19 protein-coding genes are annotated in these 20,575 nt (G+C 66.6%); 10 read left to right on the top strand and 9 right to left on the bottom strand.

Features of this window, described 5'->3' with window-relative positions:
• Window positions 1-146: 146 nt before the first annotated feature.
• The gene (locus R1L06_RS19250) at window positions 147-938 is read right to left on the bottom strand and encodes an ABC transporter permease (RefSeq protein ID WP_010482250.1); all 792 of its coding nucleotides are present in this window, start codon (window positions 936-938) and stop codon (window positions 147-149) included.
• Entirely contained in the window at window positions 935-1,903 is a 969-nt protein-coding gene (locus tag R1L06_RS19245) for an ABC transporter ATP-binding protein (RefSeq protein WP_049400895.1), read from the bottom strand. The genes R1L06_RS19250 and R1L06_RS19245 overlap by 4 nt, the downstream gene beginning before the upstream one ends.
• Window positions 1,904-1,987: 84 nt before the next feature.
• Here R1L06_RS19245 and R1L06_RS19240 point away from each other — a divergent pair, with 84 nt between their 5' ends.
• Window positions 1,988-2,737 (top strand): ferredoxin--NADP reductase, encoded by a 750-nt coding sequence (locus R1L06_RS19240; RefSeq protein ID WP_317218505.1) that lies wholly within the window; start codon window positions 1,988-1,990, stop codon window positions 2,735-2,737.
• 112 nt (window positions 2,738-2,849) lie between these two features.
• Here the strand turns inward: R1L06_RS19240 and R1L06_RS19235 are convergent, their stop codons facing one another.
• The 3 genes from R1L06_RS19235 to R1L06_RS19225 all read right to left on the bottom strand — a co-directional run bounded on the left by R1L06_RS19235 (window position 2,850) and on the right by R1L06_RS19225 (window position 6,063).
• Window positions 2,850-4,010 carry a lytic polysaccharide monooxygenase gene (locus R1L06_RS19235; RefSeq protein ID WP_317218504.1) on the bottom strand — a complete coding sequence of 387 codons (1,161 nt, stop codon included), beginning with the start codon at window positions 4,008-4,010 and terminating at the stop codon, window positions 2,850-2,852.
• A gap of 161 nt (window positions 4,011-4,171) precedes the next feature.
• Window positions 4,172-5,344 (bottom strand): lytic polysaccharide monooxygenase, encoded by a 1,173-nt coding sequence (locus tag R1L06_RS19230; RefSeq protein WP_317218503.1) that lies wholly within the window; start codon window positions 5,342-5,344, stop codon window positions 4,172-4,174.
• 233 nt (window positions 5,345-5,577) lie between these two features.
• Window positions 5,578-6,063 (bottom strand): DUF1203 domain-containing protein, encoded by a 486-nt coding sequence (locus tag R1L06_RS19225; RefSeq protein ID WP_317218502.1) that lies wholly within the window; start codon window positions 6,061-6,063, stop codon window positions 5,578-5,580.
• Window positions 6,064-6,218: 155 nt separating this feature from the next.
• Here R1L06_RS19225 and R1L06_RS19220 point away from each other — a divergent pair, with 155 nt between their 5' ends.
• The 4 genes from R1L06_RS19220 to R1L06_RS19205 all read left to right on the top strand — a co-directional run bounded on the left by R1L06_RS19220 (window position 6,219) and on the right by R1L06_RS19205 (window position 10,940).
• Complete coding sequence (locus R1L06_RS19220) at window positions 6,219-7,421, top strand: GGDEF domain-containing protein (RefSeq protein ID WP_317218501.1); 1,203 nt, start codon at window positions 6,219-6,221, stop codon at window positions 7,419-7,421.
• A 68-nt stretch (window positions 7,422-7,489) separates the two neighbouring features.
• Window positions 7,490-9,016, top strand: coding sequence for an alpha/beta hydrolase (locus R1L06_RS19215; RefSeq protein ID WP_197615696.1), 1,527 nt, complete (start codon window positions 7,490-7,492; stop codon window positions 9,014-9,016).
• Window positions 9,013-9,759 carry an ABC transporter ATP-binding protein gene (locus R1L06_RS19210; RefSeq protein WP_317218500.1) on the top strand — a complete coding sequence of 249 codons (747 nt, stop codon included), beginning with the start codon at window positions 9,013-9,015 and terminating at the stop codon, window positions 9,757-9,759. Before R1L06_RS19215 ends, R1L06_RS19210 begins: the two co-directional genes overlap by 4 nt.
• Entirely contained in the window at window positions 9,756-10,940 is a 1,185-nt protein-coding gene (locus R1L06_RS19205; RefSeq protein WP_049460587.1) for an ABC transporter permease, read from the top strand. Before R1L06_RS19210 ends, R1L06_RS19205 begins: the two co-directional genes overlap by 4 nt.
• Before the next feature lie 72 nt (window positions 10,941-11,012).
• Here R1L06_RS19205 and R1L06_RS19200 read toward each other — a convergent pair whose 3' ends face one another.
• Together R1L06_RS19200 and R1L06_RS19195 are read right to left on the bottom strand one after the other, a co-directional pair.
• Entirely contained in the window at window positions 11,013-11,441 is a 429-nt protein-coding gene (locus tag R1L06_RS19200) for a DUF7832 domain-containing protein (protein ID WP_032129133.1), read from the bottom strand.
• A 67-nt stretch (window positions 11,442-11,508) separates the two neighbouring features.
• Window positions 11,509-12,294: a helix-turn-helix domain-containing protein gene (locus R1L06_RS19195; RefSeq protein ID WP_317218499.1), complete on the bottom strand. Its 786-nt coding sequence runs from the start codon at window positions 12,292-12,294 to the stop codon at window positions 11,509-11,511.
• A gap of 77 nt (window positions 12,295-12,371) precedes the next feature.
• On the opposite strand from R1L06_RS19195, the gene R1L06_RS19190 reads away from it, so the two are divergent.
• A complete protein-coding gene (locus R1L06_RS19190; RefSeq protein WP_125895405.1) occupies window positions 12,372-12,626 on the top strand; it encodes a hypothetical protein in 255 nt (84 codons plus the stop codon).
• Window positions 12,627-12,710: 84 nt separating this feature from the next.
• Here R1L06_RS19190 and R1L06_RS19185 read toward each other — a convergent pair whose 3' ends face one another.
• The gene (locus R1L06_RS19185) at window positions 12,711-13,712 is read right to left on the bottom strand and encodes an energy transducer TonB (RefSeq protein WP_032129130.1); all 1,002 of its coding nucleotides are present in this window, start codon (window positions 13,710-13,712) and stop codon (window positions 12,711-12,713) included.
• 201 nt (window positions 13,713-13,913) lie between these two features.
• Entirely contained in the window at window positions 13,914-14,543 is a 630-nt protein-coding gene (locus R1L06_RS19180; RefSeq protein ID WP_317218498.1) for a TIGR00645 family protein, read from the bottom strand.
• Window positions 14,544-14,653: 110 nt separating this feature from the next.
• On the opposite strand from R1L06_RS19180, the gene R1L06_RS19175 reads away from it, so the two are divergent.
• The 4 genes from R1L06_RS19175 (at window position 14,654) to R1L06_RS19160 (ending at window position 20,247) form a co-directional block, all read left to right on the top strand.
• Entirely contained in the window at window positions 14,654-15,343 is a 690-nt protein-coding gene (locus R1L06_RS19175) for a glutathione binding-like protein (RefSeq protein ID WP_032129128.1), read from the top strand.
• A gap of 144 nt (window positions 15,344-15,487) precedes the next feature.
• Complete coding sequence (locus R1L06_RS19170; protein ID WP_032129127.1) at window positions 15,488-17,713, top strand: S9 family peptidase; 2,226 nt, start codon at window positions 15,488-15,490, stop codon at window positions 17,711-17,713.
• Window positions 17,714-17,737: 24 nt separating this feature from the next.
• Complete coding sequence (locus tag R1L06_RS19165; RefSeq protein ID WP_317218497.1) at window positions 17,738-18,253, top strand: cytochrome c oxidase assembly factor Coa1 family protein; 516 nt, start codon at window positions 17,738-17,740, stop codon at window positions 18,251-18,253.
• Between the two features lie 194 nt (window positions 18,254-18,447).
• Window positions 18,448-20,247: a DUF885 domain-containing protein gene (locus tag R1L06_RS19160; protein ID WP_197615691.1), complete on the top strand. Its 1,800-nt coding sequence runs from the start codon at window positions 18,448-18,450 to the stop codon at window positions 20,245-20,247.
• Window positions 20,248-20,575 lie beyond the last annotated feature (328 nt).

Raw genomic sequence — 20,575 nt, 5'->3', positions numbered from 1 at the left:
CCGAGCTTACATGGACGTACTTGCAGCGTCCCCCGCAACCGGACCCACCCCGCCAACCCACGGAATGCCAGCTTTTGACGTTGCCGTAGAAGTTGACGTTGACGTTGATTCGGCGGGTGCAGGGCCGCAGGCCCTGCAGGCACCCCTCAGCTGCGCATGCCCACGCCACGGCGCAGCAACCACAGCGCCAGCGCCGTCAGCACCACCACGAATCCGATCATCAACCCGTAGGCCACCGGCAGCGGCACATCGCTGCTGCCCAGCAGGCCATAGCGGAATGCATTGACCATGTAGAAGATCGGATTCGCGTGCGTGGCGGCCTCGGCCCAGCCCGGCAGCAGCTTCACCGAATAGAACACGCCACCCAGGTAGGTCAGCGGGGTCAGGATGAAGGTCGGCACGATCGCCACGTCATCGAACTTCTTCGCGTACACCGCGTTGATGAAACCGGCCAGCGAGAAGATCGTCGCACCCAGGATCACCGTGGTCAGCATCACCAGCGGGTGCGGAATGCGCACCGGGGTGAAGAACATCGCGATGATCAGCACGATCACGCCTACCATCAGGCCGCGAAGCACCGCACCGGCCACGTAGCCCCACAGGATCACCCAGTTCGGCATCGGGCTGACCAGCAGCTCTTCCACGTGGCGGCCGAACTTGGCGCCGAAGAACGAGGAGCTGATGTTGCCGTAACTGTTCTGGATCACGCTCATCATCACCAGGCCCGGCACGATGAACTGCATGTAGGTGTAGCCGCCCATGTCCCCCACGCGCGACCCGATCAGGTTGCCGAAGATCAGGAAGTACAGGGTCATGGTGATCGCCGGCGGCACCAGGGTCTGGCCCCAGATGCGCATGATGCGGGCGACTTCGCGGCGCACGATGGTCATCAGTGCGACGCGGTTGCGCTGGCCGTCGGTCAGCTCGGTGGTGCTCATGCAGGCTTCTCCAGGTTGCCGGTGAGGCGCACGAACAGCTCCTCCAGGCGGTTGCTCTTGGTACGCATCGAACGCACGCGGATGCCGGACTCGTTGAGCGTGGCGAACACGCGGTTGAGGTCCATTGCGCGCGGCATGTCGATATCCAGCGTGTGCGGGTCCGGCGCGGTCAGCGTCGCGCCTTCGATCACCGGCAGCTGCGCCGGCAAGTCACCGTCGATGTCCAGCAGGAAGCCTTCCACGTCCAGCTTGGCCAGCAGGGTGCGCATCGGCCCCTGCTCGACGATCTGGCCATGGTTGATGATGGCCAGGTGGCGGCACAGGTACTCGGCCTCTTCCAGGTAGTGCGTGGTGAGGATGATCGTGGTGCCGGCGGCGTTGATCTCCTTCAGCACGCGCCACATGTCGCGGCGGATCTCGATGTCCACGCCGGCGGTCGGTTCGTCCAGGATCAGCAGCCGCGGGCGGGTCATCATCGCGCGGGCGATCATCAGCCGGCGCTTCATGCCACCGGACAGCGTGCGGCTCATCACCTGTGCCTTTTCCCACAGGTGCGCGCGCTTCAATTCTTCTTCGGCGCGCTGCTCGGCTTCCTCGCGCGGTACGCCATAGAAGCCGGCGTAGTTCACCAGGATGTCGAAGGGCTTCTCGAACAGGTTGAAGTTGATTTCCTGAGGCACCAGCCCGATCAGGCGCATGGTGGCGCTGCGGTTGCGCACCAGGTCGCTGCCGAACACTTCCACCTGGCCCTCGCTGAGGTTGACCAGGGAGCTGATGATGCCGATCAGGGTGGACTTGCCGGCACCGTTGGGGCCGAGCAGGGCGAAGAAGTCGCCCGGGGCCACTTCCAGGGAAACCCCCTTCAGGGCCTGGGTGCCGTTGTCATAGGTCTTGCGCAGGTCGCGCACGCGCAGGGCGGGCGCCGTATCGTTCTGGGATGCCAAGCTCGAAGCCTTCGCGCCCATGGGCTGGCGCTGGAGAGGGGCGGGGAGGGGCTATTATAGAAGACCCCGAGGGCTTGCCCCGGCTACACACTGTCCCGAAAAGTCGTGCCTGTTCAATTCCCCCTCAAGCTGGTCGGCTGCCGCATGCTGGCCCCGACCGTCGGCCACTACCAGTTCGTGCGTGACGATGGACAGCCGCTGGATTTCCAGCCCGGCCAGTTCATCCAGGTCCATTTCAGCTACGCCGACGGCACCGAAACCAAGCGCAGCTACTCGCTGGCGACCATCCACGACCACGCGCTGGGCCCGGGCGAGGCGGTGGATATCGCGGTCAGTTTCGTACCCGGCGGCGCCGCCACGGCCCTGTTCGAGGCGCTGGAGCAGGGCGGCCAGATCAGTGCGTCCGGCCCCTATGGCCGGTTCTGCCTGAATCCCGGTGACCACAATGCCCGCTACCTGCTGATCGCCACCGGCACCGGCGTTACCCCGTACCGCTCGATGCTGCCGCTGCTGGAAACGGCCATGGTCGAGCGCGGCGTGCAGATCGTGCTGCTGCAGGGCGCGCGCAGCCCGGGTGAGCTGCTGTACAGCGAAGATTTCTACAGCTTCGCCGAAAAACACCCGAACTTCCGCTATGTTCCATGCCTGTCGCGCGAACTGCCGGCTGATCCGCACCCGGACGTGCAGCACGGCTATGTGCAGCAGGCGCTGGCCGGCTTCACCCCGGACCCGGCCACCGACATCGCCTACCTGTGCGGCAACCCGGACATGGTCGATGCCTGTGCCGAACTGCTGAAGGCCGCTGGCCTGGGCAACCCGCAGATCCGCCGCGAGAAGTACGTCAGCAGCAAGTAAGCCTGCGTAGTGCCGGCCGCTGGCCGGCAACCGCGTGGACCCTGGTAGTGCCGGCCGCTGGCCGGCAGCCCATGAACCAGGGGCGGCATCACGCCGCCCCCGGTGTCCTGCCTCAGTACGCGATCCAGGCGTCGCGCCACGCATAGCCGGTGCCCGGACGATAGGCATCGGCATTGATGTTGCACCAGGCGCCTTCCGGGAACGGGCGGCAGGCATACAGCTTGCCGTCAGTGCCCTTCACCACGGTCTCGCCCGGCTTGTAGTTGCCGAGGCCGGCCGGGTACACGAAGTCGTAGTCGTCACCCGGCGGCGGATCGACCGGACCCGGCAAGCGGGTATCGAGCTGGAACAGGTTGCCCGGCCTCAGATAGACACGGTTCTCGGTGGCCGAGGCGACAGGCGTGATCACGCCATCCTTCATCACGCCCACGCGTGCCTGTTGGGCGCTGCCATTGACCTTTCGGGCCAGCGCCAGCGGCCACTGGTTCGCAGCGGTCTGTCCGGCTGCCAGGGTGATCTCCGGGCGTTCCAGGTCGTTGCCCTGGGCATTGAACACGCGCAGGGTCACGGTGGTGCCAACGTCCAGCGCACCGCGGGCGGTCACCGGACCAGCATCCTGCCACTGCGGCGGCGGGGTCACGCCACCGCCCCCCTCGAAGCGCACGTCCGCGCAGGTGTAGAACGCTTCGCCCGAATCCGAGCGCTGCCAGGTGTTGTAGATGATGTGCTGGCCGCTGCGCTCTGGCAGCGGGCAGTCCAGCTTGTAGACGTCGCCGGAAAGCGGCACGTTGCCCAGCGTGCAGAACTCCTGCAGGTCCGCCCAGCGCAGCGGGCTGCCTGGCTGCCAACCGTCGCGGGTGACGTAGAACTTCCACTCGCGTGTGGCATGCGGCGCCGGTGCCTTGAACTCGAAGGTGTAACGCCCGCGCGAATCGGCGCGGATCGGCGAGGTCGGCCAGTCACTGCGGTTCAGATCGAGGCCGCGGTACTTGCTGTTGCCGCCGCTGCACAGCTCACCATCTGGAACGACCGCTTGATGGTTGCCGTTGGCATTGGCCTGGTTGACGCCGGCCCAGTCATAGAACGGCTGTGCGCCACCGATGGCCTTGGCGGCGGCACAGGCCGGGTTGGTCGGGTTCTCCGGGTTGCCCTGGTAACAGGAATAGACGCGGCTGGATGGCTTGGACAGAGTGCCGTGTGCGAAAGCGCAGCCAGATATGGCTACGCCTGCGACAACGGATAGCGCGAGGACGGCCCGCTGGGACAAATGCATGGAGAATCTCCTGTGGGTGATGGAACCCCGCGGAGTTTCGACACGCGTTCCCCTGGTCGCTATAGGAATAGTTTGAAAAGGGGAAGGTGCGTTTACTTTGCTGAGATAAAGCTCACATTGTTCGGGGAACGGCGTTCTTCCGCCGTTCCCCGAATGACATCTCAGTACGGCACCCACGCATCGCGCCAGGCGGCACCCGCACCAGGCCGATATGCCTCAGCATTGACGTTGCACCATGCACCTTCCGGGAACGGGCGGCAGGCGTACAGCTTGCCGTCGCTGCCCTTCACCACGGTCTGGCCCGGCACGTAGCTGCCGATACCGGCGGGATACACGTGGTCGAAATCACCGCCCGGTGATGGCGTGCCGGGGTCGGGCACCTGGGTATCGAGCTGGAAGCGGTTGCCATCCTTCAGGTACACGCGGTTGGCGGTGGCCGAGGCCGTCGGTGTGATCACGCCATTGCTGAGCACGCCCACGCGTGCGTGCTGGGCGCTGGTATTGACCTTGCGGGCCAGCGCCAACGGCCACTGCGCGGCCGCGGTCTGGCCGCTGGCCAGGATCGCTTCCACGCGTTCGACATCATTGCCGTTGGCATTGAACACGCGCAGCGCCAGGGTGGTGCCGACCGGCAGCTCGCCGCGTGCGGTGACCGGGCCGGCATCCTGCCACTGCGCTGCCGGCGGGGTGCTGCCGCCGCTTCCTTCAAAGCGCACGTCCATGCAGGTGTAGAACGCCTCGGTTGAATCCGAGCGCTGCCAGGTGTTGTAGATCACATGCTGGCCGCTGCGCTGCGGCAACGTGCACTGCAGCTTGTAGGTGCCGTCGGCAGAGAGCGGCGTGTTGCCCAGCGTGCAGAACTCCTGCAGGTCGGCCCAGCGCAGCGGGCTGCCCGGCTGCCAGCCGTCGCGGGTGACGAAGAAGCGCCAGTCGCGCGTGGCATGTGGTGCAGTTGCCTTGAATACGAAGGTGAACTTGCCGTTGGCGTCTGCCTGGATCGGAGTGGTCTGCCAGTCGCTGCGGTTCACATCCAGCCCGCGGAAGGTCGGGTTGTTGCCGCTGCACAGCTTGCCGTCGGGCACTACGGCCTGGTGGTTGCCGTTGGCGTTGGCCTGATTGATGCCGTTCCAGTCGTAGAACGCCTGCGAACCACCGACGGCCTTGGCGGCGGCGCACGCGGGGTTGGTCGGATTCTCCGGGTTGCCCTGGAAACAGGCATAGACGCGGCTGATCGGCGTGGTCATGGTGCCGTGGGCCAACGCGCTGCCTGCCAGGCAGAGGCCCGCAGCGGCGAACGAGGTGGCCAGCAACAGCGGTGTGGATCGGAATGACATGGCGCTTCCTTGTGGTCGTCGAAAGAGAACGGTGACCGCAGGAGCTGCGCTGCACGGCGGACTTTCGGCGGCACCACGGCGAGTATCGAGTCGCGATGCAGGCTGAGGAACCACGGAAGCGCCGATCCGTGACTGTGGGTGTGAAGCCCTTCCCGCAGGCTTCACGCGGGACTGAACGGATGCGCTGGTGATCACGTGTTCGGCGTGGCATCGATCACGTCGTGGAGATCCTGCTACGTCGGCGCCATACCCACTCGATCCGCCTGGCATGAGAAGCAACCGTGGGCCGCGTTGTGCAGCTGCACGAAGGCCACGGCAGGGTCGGCAAACAGCGCGTCCAGCCGGGCGGCAACATCAGTGCCCGCGCTGATCTCTGCGGCCAGCATCAATGCAGCCTGGTCATAGGCGCGCAACGAGATCGTACGGCGCTGTACATAGGCGGGTACCTCACCCGGCGGCAGCACGCAGCGCGTTACGCCACGCTGCACGAAGATCGGGCCCGAGGCGTGATAGGGCGAGTGCAGCGGCAGGTGCACATGGGACAACAGCAGCAGCTCGCTGCCACAGGGTGGATCGCTCAGGCTGATCCGGCAGGGATGTCCTCCTGTTTCGCCGGCCCAGCGACGCTGGATGCCGAGCGCGGCCAGCGCGGTGTCGCTCTTCTCGAACAGGTGCTGGAAGGGGCGGTGGTCGAGGCCACCGAGGTACCAGGTGTGCATGGAGGTCTCCTTGGATTTCCTGCGGAGTCTGCGCATGCGTCGCCGGTCCTGCTCGCCGTTTTCCGACCCCGCATCACCCCCGGACCGGACAACGCCATGGGGACTGCACCACAAGGCGCTAAGATGCGCGCGCCGCCCCGGTCGATGAGCGCCGCATGTCCCTGGATTTCCCCACCATCACCGTGCTTGGCTTCCTGCTCTGCATCGGCATTGCGGTGGGGTTCTCGTTGCTGCTGGTCGTGCTGCGCGGGCAACCGGTGCTGCGCCAGTGGACCATCAGCCTGTGGCTGCTGACCGTGGGCGTGACCCTGCTGGCCTTGCGGCCGTACCTGCCGCTGGCCCTGGCCGTGCTGGCCGGCAATGCGGCGATGGCCGGCTGTGGCCTGATGATGCTGCGCGGCGTGGCACTGCACCTGGAGCAGCCGTTGCCGTTGTGGCGGCCGCTGCTGATCGCGGCCGCGTTCATGGCAGGCATCTTCGCCTTCCTGGTGCTCTGGCCGAACCTGCACCTGCGCCTGCAGGTGTTCAGTGTGTTCGCGCTGATCGTCGATGGCTGGATCGCATGGCTGCTGCTGCGGCATGCCCCCGTGCAGCAGCGCACCAGCTGCCGTCTGGCGGCGGCGGTGTTCCTGGCCGAGGCGGCACTGTACGCGGTGCGCCTGTTCCTGCCGGTGGCGCCCGATGTCGGTGAGGACATCATGCGCACCGGCACGCCGATGTTCGTCACCTACATTGCCGGGGTGATGCTGGAGCTGGCGCGATGTTTCGCGATGGTGCTGCTGCTGGTCGAGCGCATGCTGGTCGATCTGCGGCGTGCGGCACGCACCGATGGCCTGACCGGGCTGCTCAACCGCAGCGCGGTGCTGGCCGATGGCCAGGCGCAGTTGCAGCGGCTGCGTCGGCAGGGCCGGCCGCTGGCCCTGTTGCTGGTCGACGTCGATCACTTCAAGCAGATCAACGACCGCTGGGGCCACCTGGCCGGTGACCAGGTACTGCGTCACTTCGCTGCGCTGCTGCAGCACGGTTTGCAGGGCCACGACACGCTGCTGGGCCGCTACGGTGGCGAGGAGTTCGTGCTGGTGCTGGCCGGCAGCACACAGGGTGAAGCGATGGCGTGGGCCGCCGCGATCCGTACCGCTCTGCAGCAGAAGCCGGCGCGGCTGGGCACCGGGCCGGTGACGGTCACCGCCAGCATCGGCCTGGCCATGGACGACGGCCATGGCGACCTGTCCACGCTGCTGGCAGCGGCGGATGCGGCGCTGTACCGGGCCAAGGCCGCAGGCCGCGACCGCCTGGCCTGCGCCACGCCCGCGGAGATTTCGCGTCTGCCCATCGCCGACGACGCCGTGCCCGTGTAAGTTGAGTCACATCTTCCGCGGCAGCCCGTCGTGGTTGCCAGGAACGTCCTCCAGGGGAAACGAGCACGATGCAAAGACACCACCTCGCGTTGGCCGCAGCGTTGGCCAGCCTGATGCTTGCCGGTTGCAGCCAGTCACCATCACCCGGCGCCGAAAGCGCCAGCGATGCACCCAGCCGCCGTTTCGGCACGATCGACTTCCAGCCCTGCACGTTGTCCACCGAAGGCGCCAGCGCCAACGTGGAAGCGCAGTGCGCCACCCTGCAGGTGCCGGAAGACCGGGCCCAGCCCGATGGCCGACGCATTGGCCTGCGCATCGCCTGGCTGGAATCGGGCAGCAGCGGCTCCAGCCAGCCCGACCCGGTGTTCTTCCTGGCCGGTGGCCCCGGCCAGGCGGCCAGCGAAGTGGCGGTCATCGTCGATACCGCGCTGCGCCAGGTGCGCAAGCAGCGCGACATCTTCCTTGTCGACCAGCGGGGTACCGGCGGCTCCAACCCGCTCAGCTGCCTCGGCGCGGACGGCAAGGACCTGCAGATGGACGAGGACGCCGCTCCCACCGAGGCGTCGCTGCGCGACTACGCGCAGCGCTGCGCGGCCTCGCTGCAGGGGCGTGCCGATGCCCGCTTCTACACGACCACCGAAGCCATCGCCGACCTGGATGCGGTACGCCAGGCCTTGGGCGTGGACCGGATCAACCTGGTCGGCGGCTCGTATGGTACCCGCGTGGCCCAGCGCTATGCCGGTGCCTATCCGCAGCACACCCGCAGCATCGTCATCGATGGCGTAGTGCCCAATGAACTGGTGGTGGGCGGCGACTTCGCCACGACGTTCGAGGATGCGATCGCCCTGCAGTCGGCGCAGTGCCGCAAGGATGCCGCCTGCAGCAAACGCTTCCCGACCGACACCCGCGCGCAGCTGCGCAGCGTGGTCGAGACCCTGCGCCGTGCGCCGGTCTCGGTGGAGTATCGCGACCCCGGCACCAACCAGACCCGGCAGGATGTGCTGAGTCCGGACAGCGTGATCGGCCTGGCGTTCGCCTTCTCCTATGTGCCGCAGTATTCCTCGCTGCTGCCGCTGGTGCTCGATGAAGCCGCGCATGGCCGCTATGCACCGCTGGCGTCGCTGGCACGCGGTGCGAACCGCAGCATGGATTTCCAGATCAACCGAGGCATGCAGTGGTCGGTGATCTGCAGCGAGGATGCGCCGCGTTACAAGGCGCCGGCCGAGGACCCGGAGCGACTGTTCGGCAACGACGTGGCCAGTGCCTTCTTCGCGGCCTGCCCGGTATGGCCGCACCAGCCGGCGCCAGCGGCCAATGCCGTGCCGCTGCGCAGCGACGTACCGGCGCTGCTGCTGTCCGGTGAACTCGACCCGGTGACGCCACCACGCTATGCCGAACAGGTCCTCAAGGGCCTGCCGAATGGCCGCGCGCTGGTCGCCCGCGGCCAGGGCCACGGCACGCTGAGTGCCGGCTGCATGCCGCGCCTGCTCGGCCAGTTCATCGACAAGACCGATGCCAAGGCGCTGGATGCCGGCTGCCTGGACACGCTGAGCTACGTGCCGGCGTTCACCTCGTTCAACGGATGGGAACCATGATCGTCGCCGACAACCTGCACAAGGCTTTCGACACCCGCACCGGCCGCATCCAGGCGGTCTCCAACGTCGGCTTCCGCGCCGAGGACGGCCGCATCACTGGCCTGCTGGGCCCCAATGGTGCCGGCAAGACCACCACCATGCGCATGCTGTACACGCTGATGACCCCGGACCAGGGCAGCATCAGCGTCGATGGTGTCGATGCCGCACGCAATCCGGTGGAAGTACGCCGCCACCTTGGCGTGCTGCCCGATGCGCGTGGCGTCTACAAGCGCCTGACCGCGCGCGAGAACATCGCCTACTTCGGCGAGCTGCATGGCCTGTCGGCCGAGCGCATCCGCGAACGCATCGAAGTGCTGTCGCATGCCCTGGACATGGGTGACATCCTCGACCGCCAGACCGATGGCTTCTCGCAGGGCCAGCGCACCAAGACCGCGATCGCCCGCGCGCTGGTACACGACCCGCGCAACGTCATTCTGGATGAGCCGACCAACGGCCTGGACGTGATGACCACGCGCGCACTGCGCCGCTTCCTGCTTGGCCTGCGCGAAGAGGGCCGCTGCGTGATCCTGTCCAGCCACATCATGCAGGAGGTGGGCGCATTGTGTGACCACATCGTGATCATCGCCAAGGGCACGGTGATGGCTGCCGGCAGCGCCGATGAACTGCGTGCGCAGGCCGGCGAATCCAACCTGGAAGACGCGTTCGTGAAACTGATCGGCAGCGAAGAGGGCCTGCACGCATGAGCATGATGTCGACCCTGATGACGGTGATGCGCAAGGAACTGCGCGACCTTTCCCGTGATCGCCGCACGCTGCTGCTGACCCTGCTGTTCGGGCCGCTGCTGTACCCGGTGCTGTTGCTGGGCATGGGCAAGCTGGCCGAGAGCCGGGTACGCACCCAGATCGAGCAACCGCTGCAGATTCCCACCATCGGTGCGGACAACGCCCCCAATCTGGTGCGTTTCCTCGCCGCGCAGGGGCTGAACACCGCACCGGCACCGAAGGACCTGGCCGAGGCCATCCGTAGCCAGGAGATCGACGTGGCGCTGCGCATCAGCGATGACTTCGGCAAGGACTGGGCCGATGGCAAGCCGGCGCTGGTGGAGGTGATCAAGGACAGTACCCGTCGTGCCGCCGAAGTGCCCAGCGCACGTCTGGAGGCGGCACTGGCCACCTACAACGGCCAGGTGGGGGCACTGCGATTGATGGCGCGCGGCATCGACGCACAGGTGGCGCGGCCGCTGGATGTGGCACGCCAGGACCTGGCCAGTGCCGAGGCCAAGCGCGGCATGATCCTGTCGATGCTGCTGCCGGTGCTGCTCACGCTGACCTCGTTCATTGGCGGTGCCTACCTGGTGATGGACGCTACCGCCGGCGAGCGCGAGCGGCAGTCACTGGAGCCGCTGCTGGCCACGCCCGGCTCGCGCAGCGCGATCGTCAGCGGCAAGATCGCCGCCGCCTGCGTGGTCGGGTTCGTATCGCTGCTGCTGACCCTGGTGGCGTTCAAGGTGAGCGCACAGATCGCGCCCGGCAACATCGGCCGCCAGTTCAACATGAACGTCGGTTCGATGCTGCAGATGCTGCTGGTGATGTTGCCGATGCTGATGATCGGCACCTCGCTGCTGACCTTCCTGTCGGCCGCGGCCAAGAGCATGAAGGAAGCGCAGAGCCACATGACCTGGCTGATGCTGCTGCCGATGATGCCCGGCTACGCATTGGTGGCCTATCCGCTGAAGAGCGAGCTGTGGCAGTACGCTGTGCCGTTCCTGTCGCAGAACCAGATGCTGTTGAAGGTGATCCGCCACGAGACCATCACGCCGTCGGTCTGGGCCATCTATCTCGGTGCCAGCCTCGGCCTGGCCGCACTGCTGTGGTTCGCCGCCGTGCGCCGTTACCACAACGAGCGTCTGGCGATCTCCGGCTGACCGCCACTGGTAGCGCCGGGCCATGCCCGGCGGATTTGAAACGAGGCCCGGTCATTCCGGGCCTCGTTGTTTTCAGGATTGCGTCGCCTGCCAAGCGGCGAAGCGTTGGGCGATCACCGGTGCCAATCGATCAAAGTTTTCCCAGGTATCGGCGACGTGGTACAGCGACGGGACCTCGGCCCCCAGCTGTTCCTCATAGTCTTCGAGATACTGGCCATTTTCGAGGTCGTAGTACGCAGCAGTGAACGCGTTGGCTTCATCACTGATCAGGTCATCGACGAATTTGCCGTCGCTGCATTGAAGCAGGAGCAGGCCTGGCGTCGTACTACGTTCCCGCAGCGCCTGCAGGTCTTCTTCTGCGTCCTCGGCGAGCTCTTCGCTTGCCATGCCCTGTAACAGCAGCCATGCCAGGTACATGCCGATGTGAGTGGCACCGGCCTCAGCCGGAAGATCCGAAGGGAAGTCACCCCCGGAATGCCAGCTGGCGTCGTCGTACTTCATCGGTTCTCCTCCTGAGTTTGGAAAGTAGCTTAGGTCGCGAGGGTAGACAGCGGGAGCGTTGAATGCGTCATCCGCCGGCATACCGCGCAGGCGTCACCCTCATCTCGCGCTTGAACACGGCGATGAAGGCACTGGGTGTGTCGTAGCCCATCGACAGCGCGACGCTGATCACCGGCTCTCCCGCCAGCAGGCGTGGTAGTGCCAGCAGCACCCGCAGGCGTTGCCGCCATTGGCTCAGCGTCATGTGGGTCTCGGCCAGCCAATGGCGCGCCAGGCTGCGGCTGGACAGTCCAATCGCGGCCGCCCAGTCCTCGACGCTGCGAAGATCGTCTGGTGAACGTGCAAGTGCGGCAGCGATCCGTCGCAGGCGACGGTCGCGCGGTTGTGGCAGGGCAAGCGGCAGAGGCTTGCTGGCGGCAATCTCATCGGCGATCACACCGGCCAGTCGTGCCTGTGTGGCATCCAGTGGAACATGCGGCCACTGCAGCGCCCGAATCACCGCGGCCTGCAGCAGCGGCCCCGGCTGGAAGATGCGAGGGGCTGCAGGCAGGTCGGTGCAGGCCTGCGCGCTGAAGTACAGGCTCCAGCCGTCGAACGCACTGGTACTGGCCAGTGCGTGGGGCAGCGAAGGTGGTATCCAGGCGACATGACCCGCCGGCAGCAGCCAGTGCAGGTCGCCGACCTCGATCCGCAGCAGGCCCTGATGTGCACCCAGCAGCTGCCCGCGGGCGTGCTGGTGGCGTGCCGTGCGGCGCGGACCCGGCAGGCGCAGCTGCGCCCCCAGCAATGCAGGCCCGTCGGCGGCATTGGCCAGCGCCGGGTCAATCAATGCGGTGGTTGTCTGATCTGCCATATCAATTGGCAGTTATACGGCAGAAACGTCGCGTCCGGGCTCCGACACTGGAGCCCACTTCAACGGAGCGCTTCCCCATGCAGCCACAGGACATTCTTCCGGACCATCAGAACGAGGTGCAGGTAAATGGCCTCACCGTGCGCAAGGGCAGCGTGGGTGCTTTCCTGGCCAGCGTCCGCGACTGGCAGGATCCCGCCAGCGATGATGCCACCCGCGCCACAGCCGAATCTGACCTGCGTGCGTTGCTGCCGGGCCTGCACGCGCTGGGCCTGTTCCAGGTGCTGGCTGCGCGCGATCCGGCGTTGCAGCGCCTGATTGATGGCGCTGCCTGAAACGGACAAGGCCCGGACGGACCGGGCCTTGGCGTCATGGAGGTGGCAGAAACGACTTAATCCCCTCCGTCCCCTTTTTTGCGGTCAGCCGCCCGGTGCGAACACCAGGGTGCGGCGGGTGGTGACCGGCGCGTTGACCGGCTCGAAGCGCCAGCGCTTGACCGCGTTCAGGGCTTCGCGGTCGAAGGTCCGTCCCGACGTCGCGCGCAGCACGCGGGCGCTGACCACTGAGCCGTCGGTACCGACGGTGATCTCCACCAGCACTTCGCCCGACGTTCCCGAACGCAGTGCCTCGGCCGGATAGCGCGGCGCCGGCGTGCTGACCGGGCGGAGGGTGGGAGCTGCCGCGGCGGCTGCCTGGCGTGCGGCGCTGGCCTGTTGGGCGGCGGCCTGCTGCTGTTTCTGTTCGGCATCGCGACGGGCCGCGGCCTGGCGCTCCGCCTCCTGGCGCTCGTTGTCGCGGCGTGCGGCATCCTGCTGCGCGGCAATCTGCTTGGCCGCATCGGCTTCCTTGGCGCGCTGCTCGGTCAGGCGCTGCTGTTCGGCCTGCTGCTTGGTCCGGTCTTCGGCGTCCTTCTTGGCCTTCTCGGCTTCGGTCTCGGTGCGCTTGGCCGCATTTTCCACGCCCTTGGCCAGGCCTTCCTTCAGGCGCGGCAGGGCGGGAGCGGAGGCGTCCACCTTCTCGATCAGTGCCACCAGGCGCTGCGCCTCGGTGTAGTCCTCGCGGCCCAGGTGCTGCTCGGCGGCGATCAGGGTGTAGGGCAGCAGGTCGGTCAGCGCGCTCTTCACCGACGCGTCGTCCGGTGTCTTGTCGCGCAGGGCGAGGTAGTACTCGATGGCGTTGTCGCCGGCCGGCGCGTACATGCGGTTCTCGCGCAGTGCCTGGCTGGCCGATTCACGCAGCTGTTCGGTGCCCATGGACTGCACCTTGGCGGCGACCACCGGTGCGGCCGGTGCAGCGGTGGCGGGTGCGGCGGCCGGGGCCGGTGCTGCAGATTCTTCCTTTCCCGAGCAGGCGGCCAGCGCCAGTGCCAAAGCAACCGGCAGCCACCGGCGCGCGGCGGTGATCGTTGAGACGTGCGACATCCTGCTCCCCTCTAGAAGACGACGTGACGTAAATCATTGATACGCATGGCCGGGACCTGTGGTCCGGGCGCGGAACGATGACGTTTCCCGACGCCACCGCCGGCAACGGCGAGGGTGCAATCTAGCATCCCGGCCACCGCCGCGTACAAGGGGCAGGGGCCGGGATGGGGCAGCGGCGAAGGACCGCTGCCGGTTGCCGCATCAGTGGTCGTGCGCCTTGCTGTGGCTGTTGGACATCAGCTTGTCGGTCCAGGCAATACCGATCGCCGACAGGATGAACACGCAGTGGATGATGGTCTGCCACAGCACGCCTTCCTGGGTCATGGTCGTGCAGGTATCGACACCAGCGTTGTAGAAGCTGGTCGAAGCCGACGACACTGCTGCTGCCCATTGTTCCGGCTTGCACAGCGGCAGTCCCTTCAGCGCGCTGGTGGCGATGAAGGTCTTCAGCAGGTGGATCGAGGAGATGCCGATGATCGCCATTGCCAGCTTCACCTTCAGCACGCTGGCGTTGACGTGGCTCAGCCATTCCGGCTGGTCCGGGTGGCCTTCCAGGCGCAGGCGCGAGACGAAGGTCTCGTAGCCACCGACGATCACCATCACCAGCAGGTTGGAGATCATCACCACGTCGATCAGGCCCAGCACGATCAGCATGATCTGCTGTTCGCCCATCGAGACCGAGTGGGACAGCAGGTGCCACAGTTCCTTGCCGAACAGGAACACGTAGACGCACTGGGCAAGGATCAGGCCCAGGTACAGCGGCAGCTGCAGCCAGCGCGAGGCGAAGATCAGCGAGGACAACGGGGACAGGGGGCGAGGACTGTGGCTCATGCAGGACAGTGCGTTTCGGGGGAGCCGCGAGGTTACCGGCCCGTCGTGACGGTGCCAACCCAACTCTCGCACTAGACTTCAGGTTCCTTTCCGCACCCCGAGCCGCCGCCATGATCGACCTGTATTACTGGCCCACCCCGAACGGCCACAAAGTGACCCTGCTGCTGGAAGAAGCCGGCCTGGAGTACCGCATCCATCCGGTCAACATCGGCTCGGGCGACCAGTTCAAGCCGGAATTCCTCGCCATTTCGCCGAACAACAAGATGCCTGCGATTGTCGACCACGCCCCGGCCGATGGCGGCGCCCCGCAGAGCGTGTTCGAGTCCGGTGCGATCCTGCTGTACCTGGCCGAGAAGACCGGCCAGTTCCTGCCCAGCGACCCGCGCGGCCGCGTCACCACTCTGGAGTGGCTGTTCTGGCAGATGGCCGGCCTGGGCCCGATGAGCGGCCAGATGGGCCACTTCAACGTGTATGCGCCGGAAAAGATCCCCTACGCGATCGAGCGCTACGACAACGAAGTGCGCCGCCTGCACGGGGTGATGGACAAGCGACTGGCCCAGCACGCCTTCCTGGCTGGCGACGCGTACACCATTGCCGACATGGCCAGCTACCCGTGGATCGGTGCCTACGACAAGCTGCCGGTGGATTTCGCCGCGTTCCCGAACCTCAAGCGCTGGCACGAAGCGATTGCTGCACGCCCGGCCACCCAGCGCGCCTATGCCCTGCGCCAGCAGGTGAACCCCAACGCCGGCAAGCCGCTCAGCGACGAAGAGCGCAAGCACCTGTTCGGCCAGCGTTGACCCGGAACGGTGGGTGCCGACCGTTGGTCGGCACGCCTCATGGGCAGAAGGTCATGCTGCCTTCCCGCACCGGCTTGGTTAGGATGGAGGCTGACCGCCCCGCGTCCATCGCGGTGGCGGACCTGCCGTTTGCCGGGATCCTCCATGCGCCACCTGTTCGCTTCGCTCGCCCTCATGCTCGCCACCAGTACCGCCGCCCACGCTGAAAAGCTGACCCTGGAAGCCATCACCGGCCCGCTGCCGCTTTCCGGCCCGACCCTGATGAAGCCGAAGGTCGCCCCCGATGGTTCGCAGGTCAGCTTCCTGCGCGGCAAGGACAGCGACCGCAACCAGCTGGACCTGTGGACCTATGACATCGGCAGCGGCCAGACCCGCCTGCTGGTGGATTCCAAGGTGGTGCTGCCCGGCACCGAGACCCTCAGCGATGAGGAAAAGGCCCGCCGCGAGCGCCAGCGCATCGCCGCGATGACCGGTATCGTCGATTACCAGTGGTCGCCGGACGCGCAGCGCCTGCTGTTCCCGTTGGGCGGTGAGCTGTACCTGTACGACCTCAAGCAGCAGGGCCAGGCCGCAGTGCGCCAGCTGACCCACGGTGAAGGATTCGCCACCGACGCCAAGCTGTCGCCCAAGGGCGGTTTCGTCAGCTTCATCCGCGGCCGCAACCTGTGGGTGATCGACCTGGCCAGCGGCAAGCAGCTGCAGCTCACCCGCGACGGCAGCACCACCATCGGCAACGGCGTGGCCGAGTTCGTCGCCGACGAGGAAATGGACCGCCACACCGGCTACTGGTGGGCGCCGGATGATTCGGCCATCGCCTTCGCGCGCATCGATGAAGCACCGGTGCCGGTGCAGAAGCGCTACGAGGTCTACGCCGACCGCACCGACGTGATCGAGCAGCGTTACCCGGCCGCGGGCGACGCCAACGTGCGCGTGCAGCTGGGCGTGATCGCACCGGCCGCCGATGCGCAGCCGCGCTGGGTCGACCTCGGCAAGGAACAGGACATCTATCTGGCCCGCGTCGATTGGCGCGATGCGCAGCACCTGAGCTTCCAGCGCCAGTCGCGCGACCAGAAGCAGCTGGACCTGGTGGAAGTGGCGCTCGATTCCAACCGCCAGCGCGTGCTCGCCCACGAGACCAGCCCGACCTGGGTGCCGCTGCACAACAGCCTGCGTTTCCTCGATGACGGCAGCGTGCTGTGGTCGTCCGAGCGCACCGGTTTCCAGCATCTGTACCGTATCGACAGCAAGGGCAAGGCCACCGCGTTGACCCACGGCAACTGGCCGGTGGACGAACTGCTGGCGGTCGATGAGAAGGCTGGCAAGGCCTACTTCCGCGCCGGCATCGAGACCTCGCGCGAAAGCCAGATCTACGCGGTGTCGCTGCAGGGCGGTGAGCCGCAGCGCCTGTCGAAGGCACCGGGCATGCACAGCGCCAGCTTCGCCCGCAATGCCAGCGTCTATGTCGACAGCTGGTCCAACAGCACCACGCCGCCGCAGATCGAACTGTTCCGCGCCAATGGCGAGAAGATCGCCACCCTGCTCGAGAACGATCTGGCGGACCCGAAGCATCCGTATGCGCGTTACCGCGATGCACAGCGCCCGATCGAGTTCGGCACGCTGACCGCGGCCGACGGCAAGACCCCGCTCAACTACAGCCTGATCAAGCCGGCCGGCTTCGATCCGTCCAAGCGTTACCCGGTGGCGGTGTACGTCTACGGTGGCCCGGCCAGCCAGACCGTCACCGACAGCTGGCCCGGTCGTGGCGACCACCTGTTCAATCAGTACCTGGCCCAGCAGGGCTACGTGGTGTTCTCGCTGGACAACCGCGGCACCCCGCGCCGTGGCCGTGACTTCGGTGGCGCGTTGTATGGCAAGCAGGGCACGGTGGAAGTGACCGACCAGCTGCGTGGTGTGACCTGGCTGAAGCAGCAATCGTGGGTGGACCCGGCGCGCATCGGCGTGCAGGGCTGGTCCAACGGTGGCTACATGACCCTGATGCTGCTGGCCAAGGCCTCGAACCAGTACGCCTGTGGCGTGGCCGGTGCGCCGGTGACCGATTGGGGCCTGTACGACAGCCACTACACCGAACGCTACATGGATCTGCCGGCGCGCAACGAAGCGGGTTACCGCGAAGCGCGCGTGCTGACCCATATCGACGGCCTGCGCTCGCCGCTGCTGCTGATCCACGGCATGGCCGACGACAACGTCTTGTTCACCAATTCCACCAGCCTGATGAGCGCGTTGCAGAAGCGTGCACAGCCGTTCGAGCTGATGACCTACCCGGGTGCCAAGCATGGCCTGTCCGGCGCCGATGCCCTGCATCGCTACCGCGTGGCCGAAGCCTTCCTGGGACGCTGCCTGAAACCCTGATCACCCGCCGGGAAGGAGCCTGCCATGACCCTGCCACCACCGATTCCCACCCCTGGACAGGCCTCCACCGGTTGGTGGTGCCGTCATTGGCGCTGGGCGATGCCGTTGACGGTGGTGCTGGTGCTGGGCGGCGCCGGTGGCGTGGTGACCTGGAGCGTGCTGCGCTGGAGCGAGGCGGCACGCGAGAGCCCACCGATGCGCGAAGCGTTGCGCCGCGCGGGCTGCAGCATCGAACTGGTGGAAGCCTTTGGCGAGCCGCTGCATATCGAATCGATGCCGCTGGGCAGCATGCAGACCGCGATGAACGGCCAGCGCGACGTCGGCCTGACCGTTGCGCTGGAAGGACCGCATGCGCACGGCCGGCTGTTCGTGCAGGGCAGCCGTCGCGATGAAGTCTGGGATTACCCGGTGATGTATGTACTGGCCGAAGACAAGCAGACCTTCGACCTGACTGCACTGGATGACGACGAGGCTGCGGGGGAGTGCGAGCTGCAGGCCTGCCGTGAGCGTGGCGACTGCCCGTTGACCGCCGCGCTGTGACCGCAGGTCGCGCGGCCGGGTAAGGGCGGCCATGTAGAGTCGACTGCTCTCCACAAGACGCCTGAAAACCCCGCGCTGCGCGCGATAGTCGACTGACAGTCGACTCTATCCATCAGCCGCGCCGTGACCTCCAGCCGATTGTCGCCATCGCCGTGAGCGCGTAAGTTGCGGGCAACCCTTTGCTGGAGTGTCCCATGAAGCCGATTGCGCTCGCTGTTGCCCTGGCCCTGACTGCCGCCCCGTTGCTGTCCGCACCGCCGGCCCTGGCCGCGCCGGCTGCCAAGGCCGCGACTCCCGCCAGCCCTGCCTGGGTCGCCCGCAGCAATGCACTGGCGCAGATCCTGCTTGATGCACAGGGTCCGTTCCAGCCGGAGGAAACCGGCTTCTTCGGCGTTCCCGGCTACGACGACAAGGTGGCCGACCTCGGCCCGGACAACGGCAAGCGCTACCGCGCCGCGATGGCCAAGGCCCGCGACGAACTGAAGGCGAAGCTGGCCACCGAGCAGGATCCCAATGTCCGCCAGGACCTGGAGATCATGATCCACGCCGCCAGCCAGAACATCGAAGGCAGCGAGCTCAACGAGAAGTACCTGTTGCCGTGGAGCGATGCGCCGCAGACGGTGTTCAGCGGCCTCAACCTGCTGCTGTCCGACCAGGTGCCGGCCGAGCGCCGGGCCAAGGCGATCGACCGCCTCAAGGCCTATGCCGGCCTGCAGCCCGGCGGCACCGCGTTCACCACGCTGGCGCGCCAGCGCTATGAAGAGCGCTTGAAGGACAGCAGCCTGCTGCAGCCGACGAAGATCGAAGTGCAGCAGTCGCTGGACAACGTCGAGACCTACATCACCGGCATCGAGTCGCTGCTGAAGAAGTACCAGATCGCCGGTGCCGATGAAGCAATGAAGGCGCTGGCCGGGCAGATGAAGGACTACGCCAGCTGGACGCGCACCACCGTGCTGCCGAAGGCTCGCACCGACGCACGCCTGCCGGCACCGTTGTACGCGTACCAGCTCAAGCAGGTCGGCATCGACATCGACCCGAAGCTGTTGATGCAGCGCGCGCAGCTGGAGTTCATGGAAACCCGATCGGCGATGCAGCAGCTGGCGCCGCTGGTGGCGAAGGACAAGGGCCTGAAGGTGGCCGACCCGAGCGACCCGGTGGCGGTGATCCGCGCGCTGAAGGCTGACAAGATCGCCGACGATCATCTGGAAGGCCACTACCGTAAGGTGATCGACGCGATCGATCCGCTGATCCGCGAGCACGCCATCGTCGACGTGCCCAAGCGTGCCATGCAGATGCGACTGGGTTCGGCCGCCGAGAGCGCCGCAAGCCCGGCGCCGCACTTCCTGCCGGCGCCGCTGGTCAACAATACCGGGCAGCAGGGCACCTTCGTGCTGCCGCTGGGCAACCCGGCGGCGGGCCCGGGCGCGCAGTACGACGACTTCAATTTCGGTGCGGCGGCGTGGACGCTGAGCGCGCATGAAGGCCGCCCCGGCCACGAGCTGCAGTTCACCGCCATGGTCGAGCGCGGCGTCTCGCTGGCACGCACGATGTTCGCGTTCAATTCGGTGAACGTGGAAGGCTGGGCGCTGTATGCCGAAGCCGAGATGGTGCCGTACGAGCCGCTGGACGGGCAGATGATCGCCCTGCAGTTCCGCCTGCTGCGGGCTGCGCGCGCGATGCTGGACCCGATGCTCAACCTTGGCCTGACCGATCGTGCCAACGGCGAGCGCGTGCTGATCGAGCAGGTCGGCCTGTCCAAGGCGATGGCCACCCAGGAACTGGACCGCTACATGGTGCGCATGCCAGGCCAGGCCGGCAGCTACTTCTACGGCTACACCCGCATCCTGGAACTGCGCATGCAGACCGAGCTGGCACTGGGCGCGAAGTTCGACCGCCTGGCGTTCAACAATTTCCTGCTCGACCAGGGCCTGTTGCCGCCGGACCAGCTGGCCGACGCGGTGAACAAGGTGTTCGTGCCGAAGTACAAGCGCTGAGCATCACTGGTAGTGCCGGCCGCTGGCCGGCAATCGCCGTTGGTAGATGCCGACCTTGGTCGGCGCTGTGGGTTCGTGCCAACCAAGGTTGGCACCTACCAGAGCGATACGTCGGTTGTTGCAGGGGTAGCGCCGGCCGCTGGCCGGCAATTGCCGTTGGTAGATGCCGACCTTGGTCGGCGCCGCGGGTTTCGTGCCAACCAAGGTTGGCACCTACCAGAGCGATGCGTCGGTTGTTGCAGGGGTAGTGCCGGCCGCTGGCCGGAAACCGGTGTTGGTAGATGCCGACCTTGGTCGGCGCTGTGGGTTCGTGCCAACCAAGGTTGGC

Source organism: Stenotrophomonas mexicanensis (assembly GCF_032911605.1).
GTDB lineage: Bacteria > Pseudomonadota > Gammaproteobacteria > Xanthomonadales > Xanthomonadaceae > Stenotrophomonas > Stenotrophomonas maltophilia_A.
The sequence above is the reverse complement of the archived record's forward strand: the minus strand, read 5'-3'. Positions and strand labels throughout refer to the sequence as shown.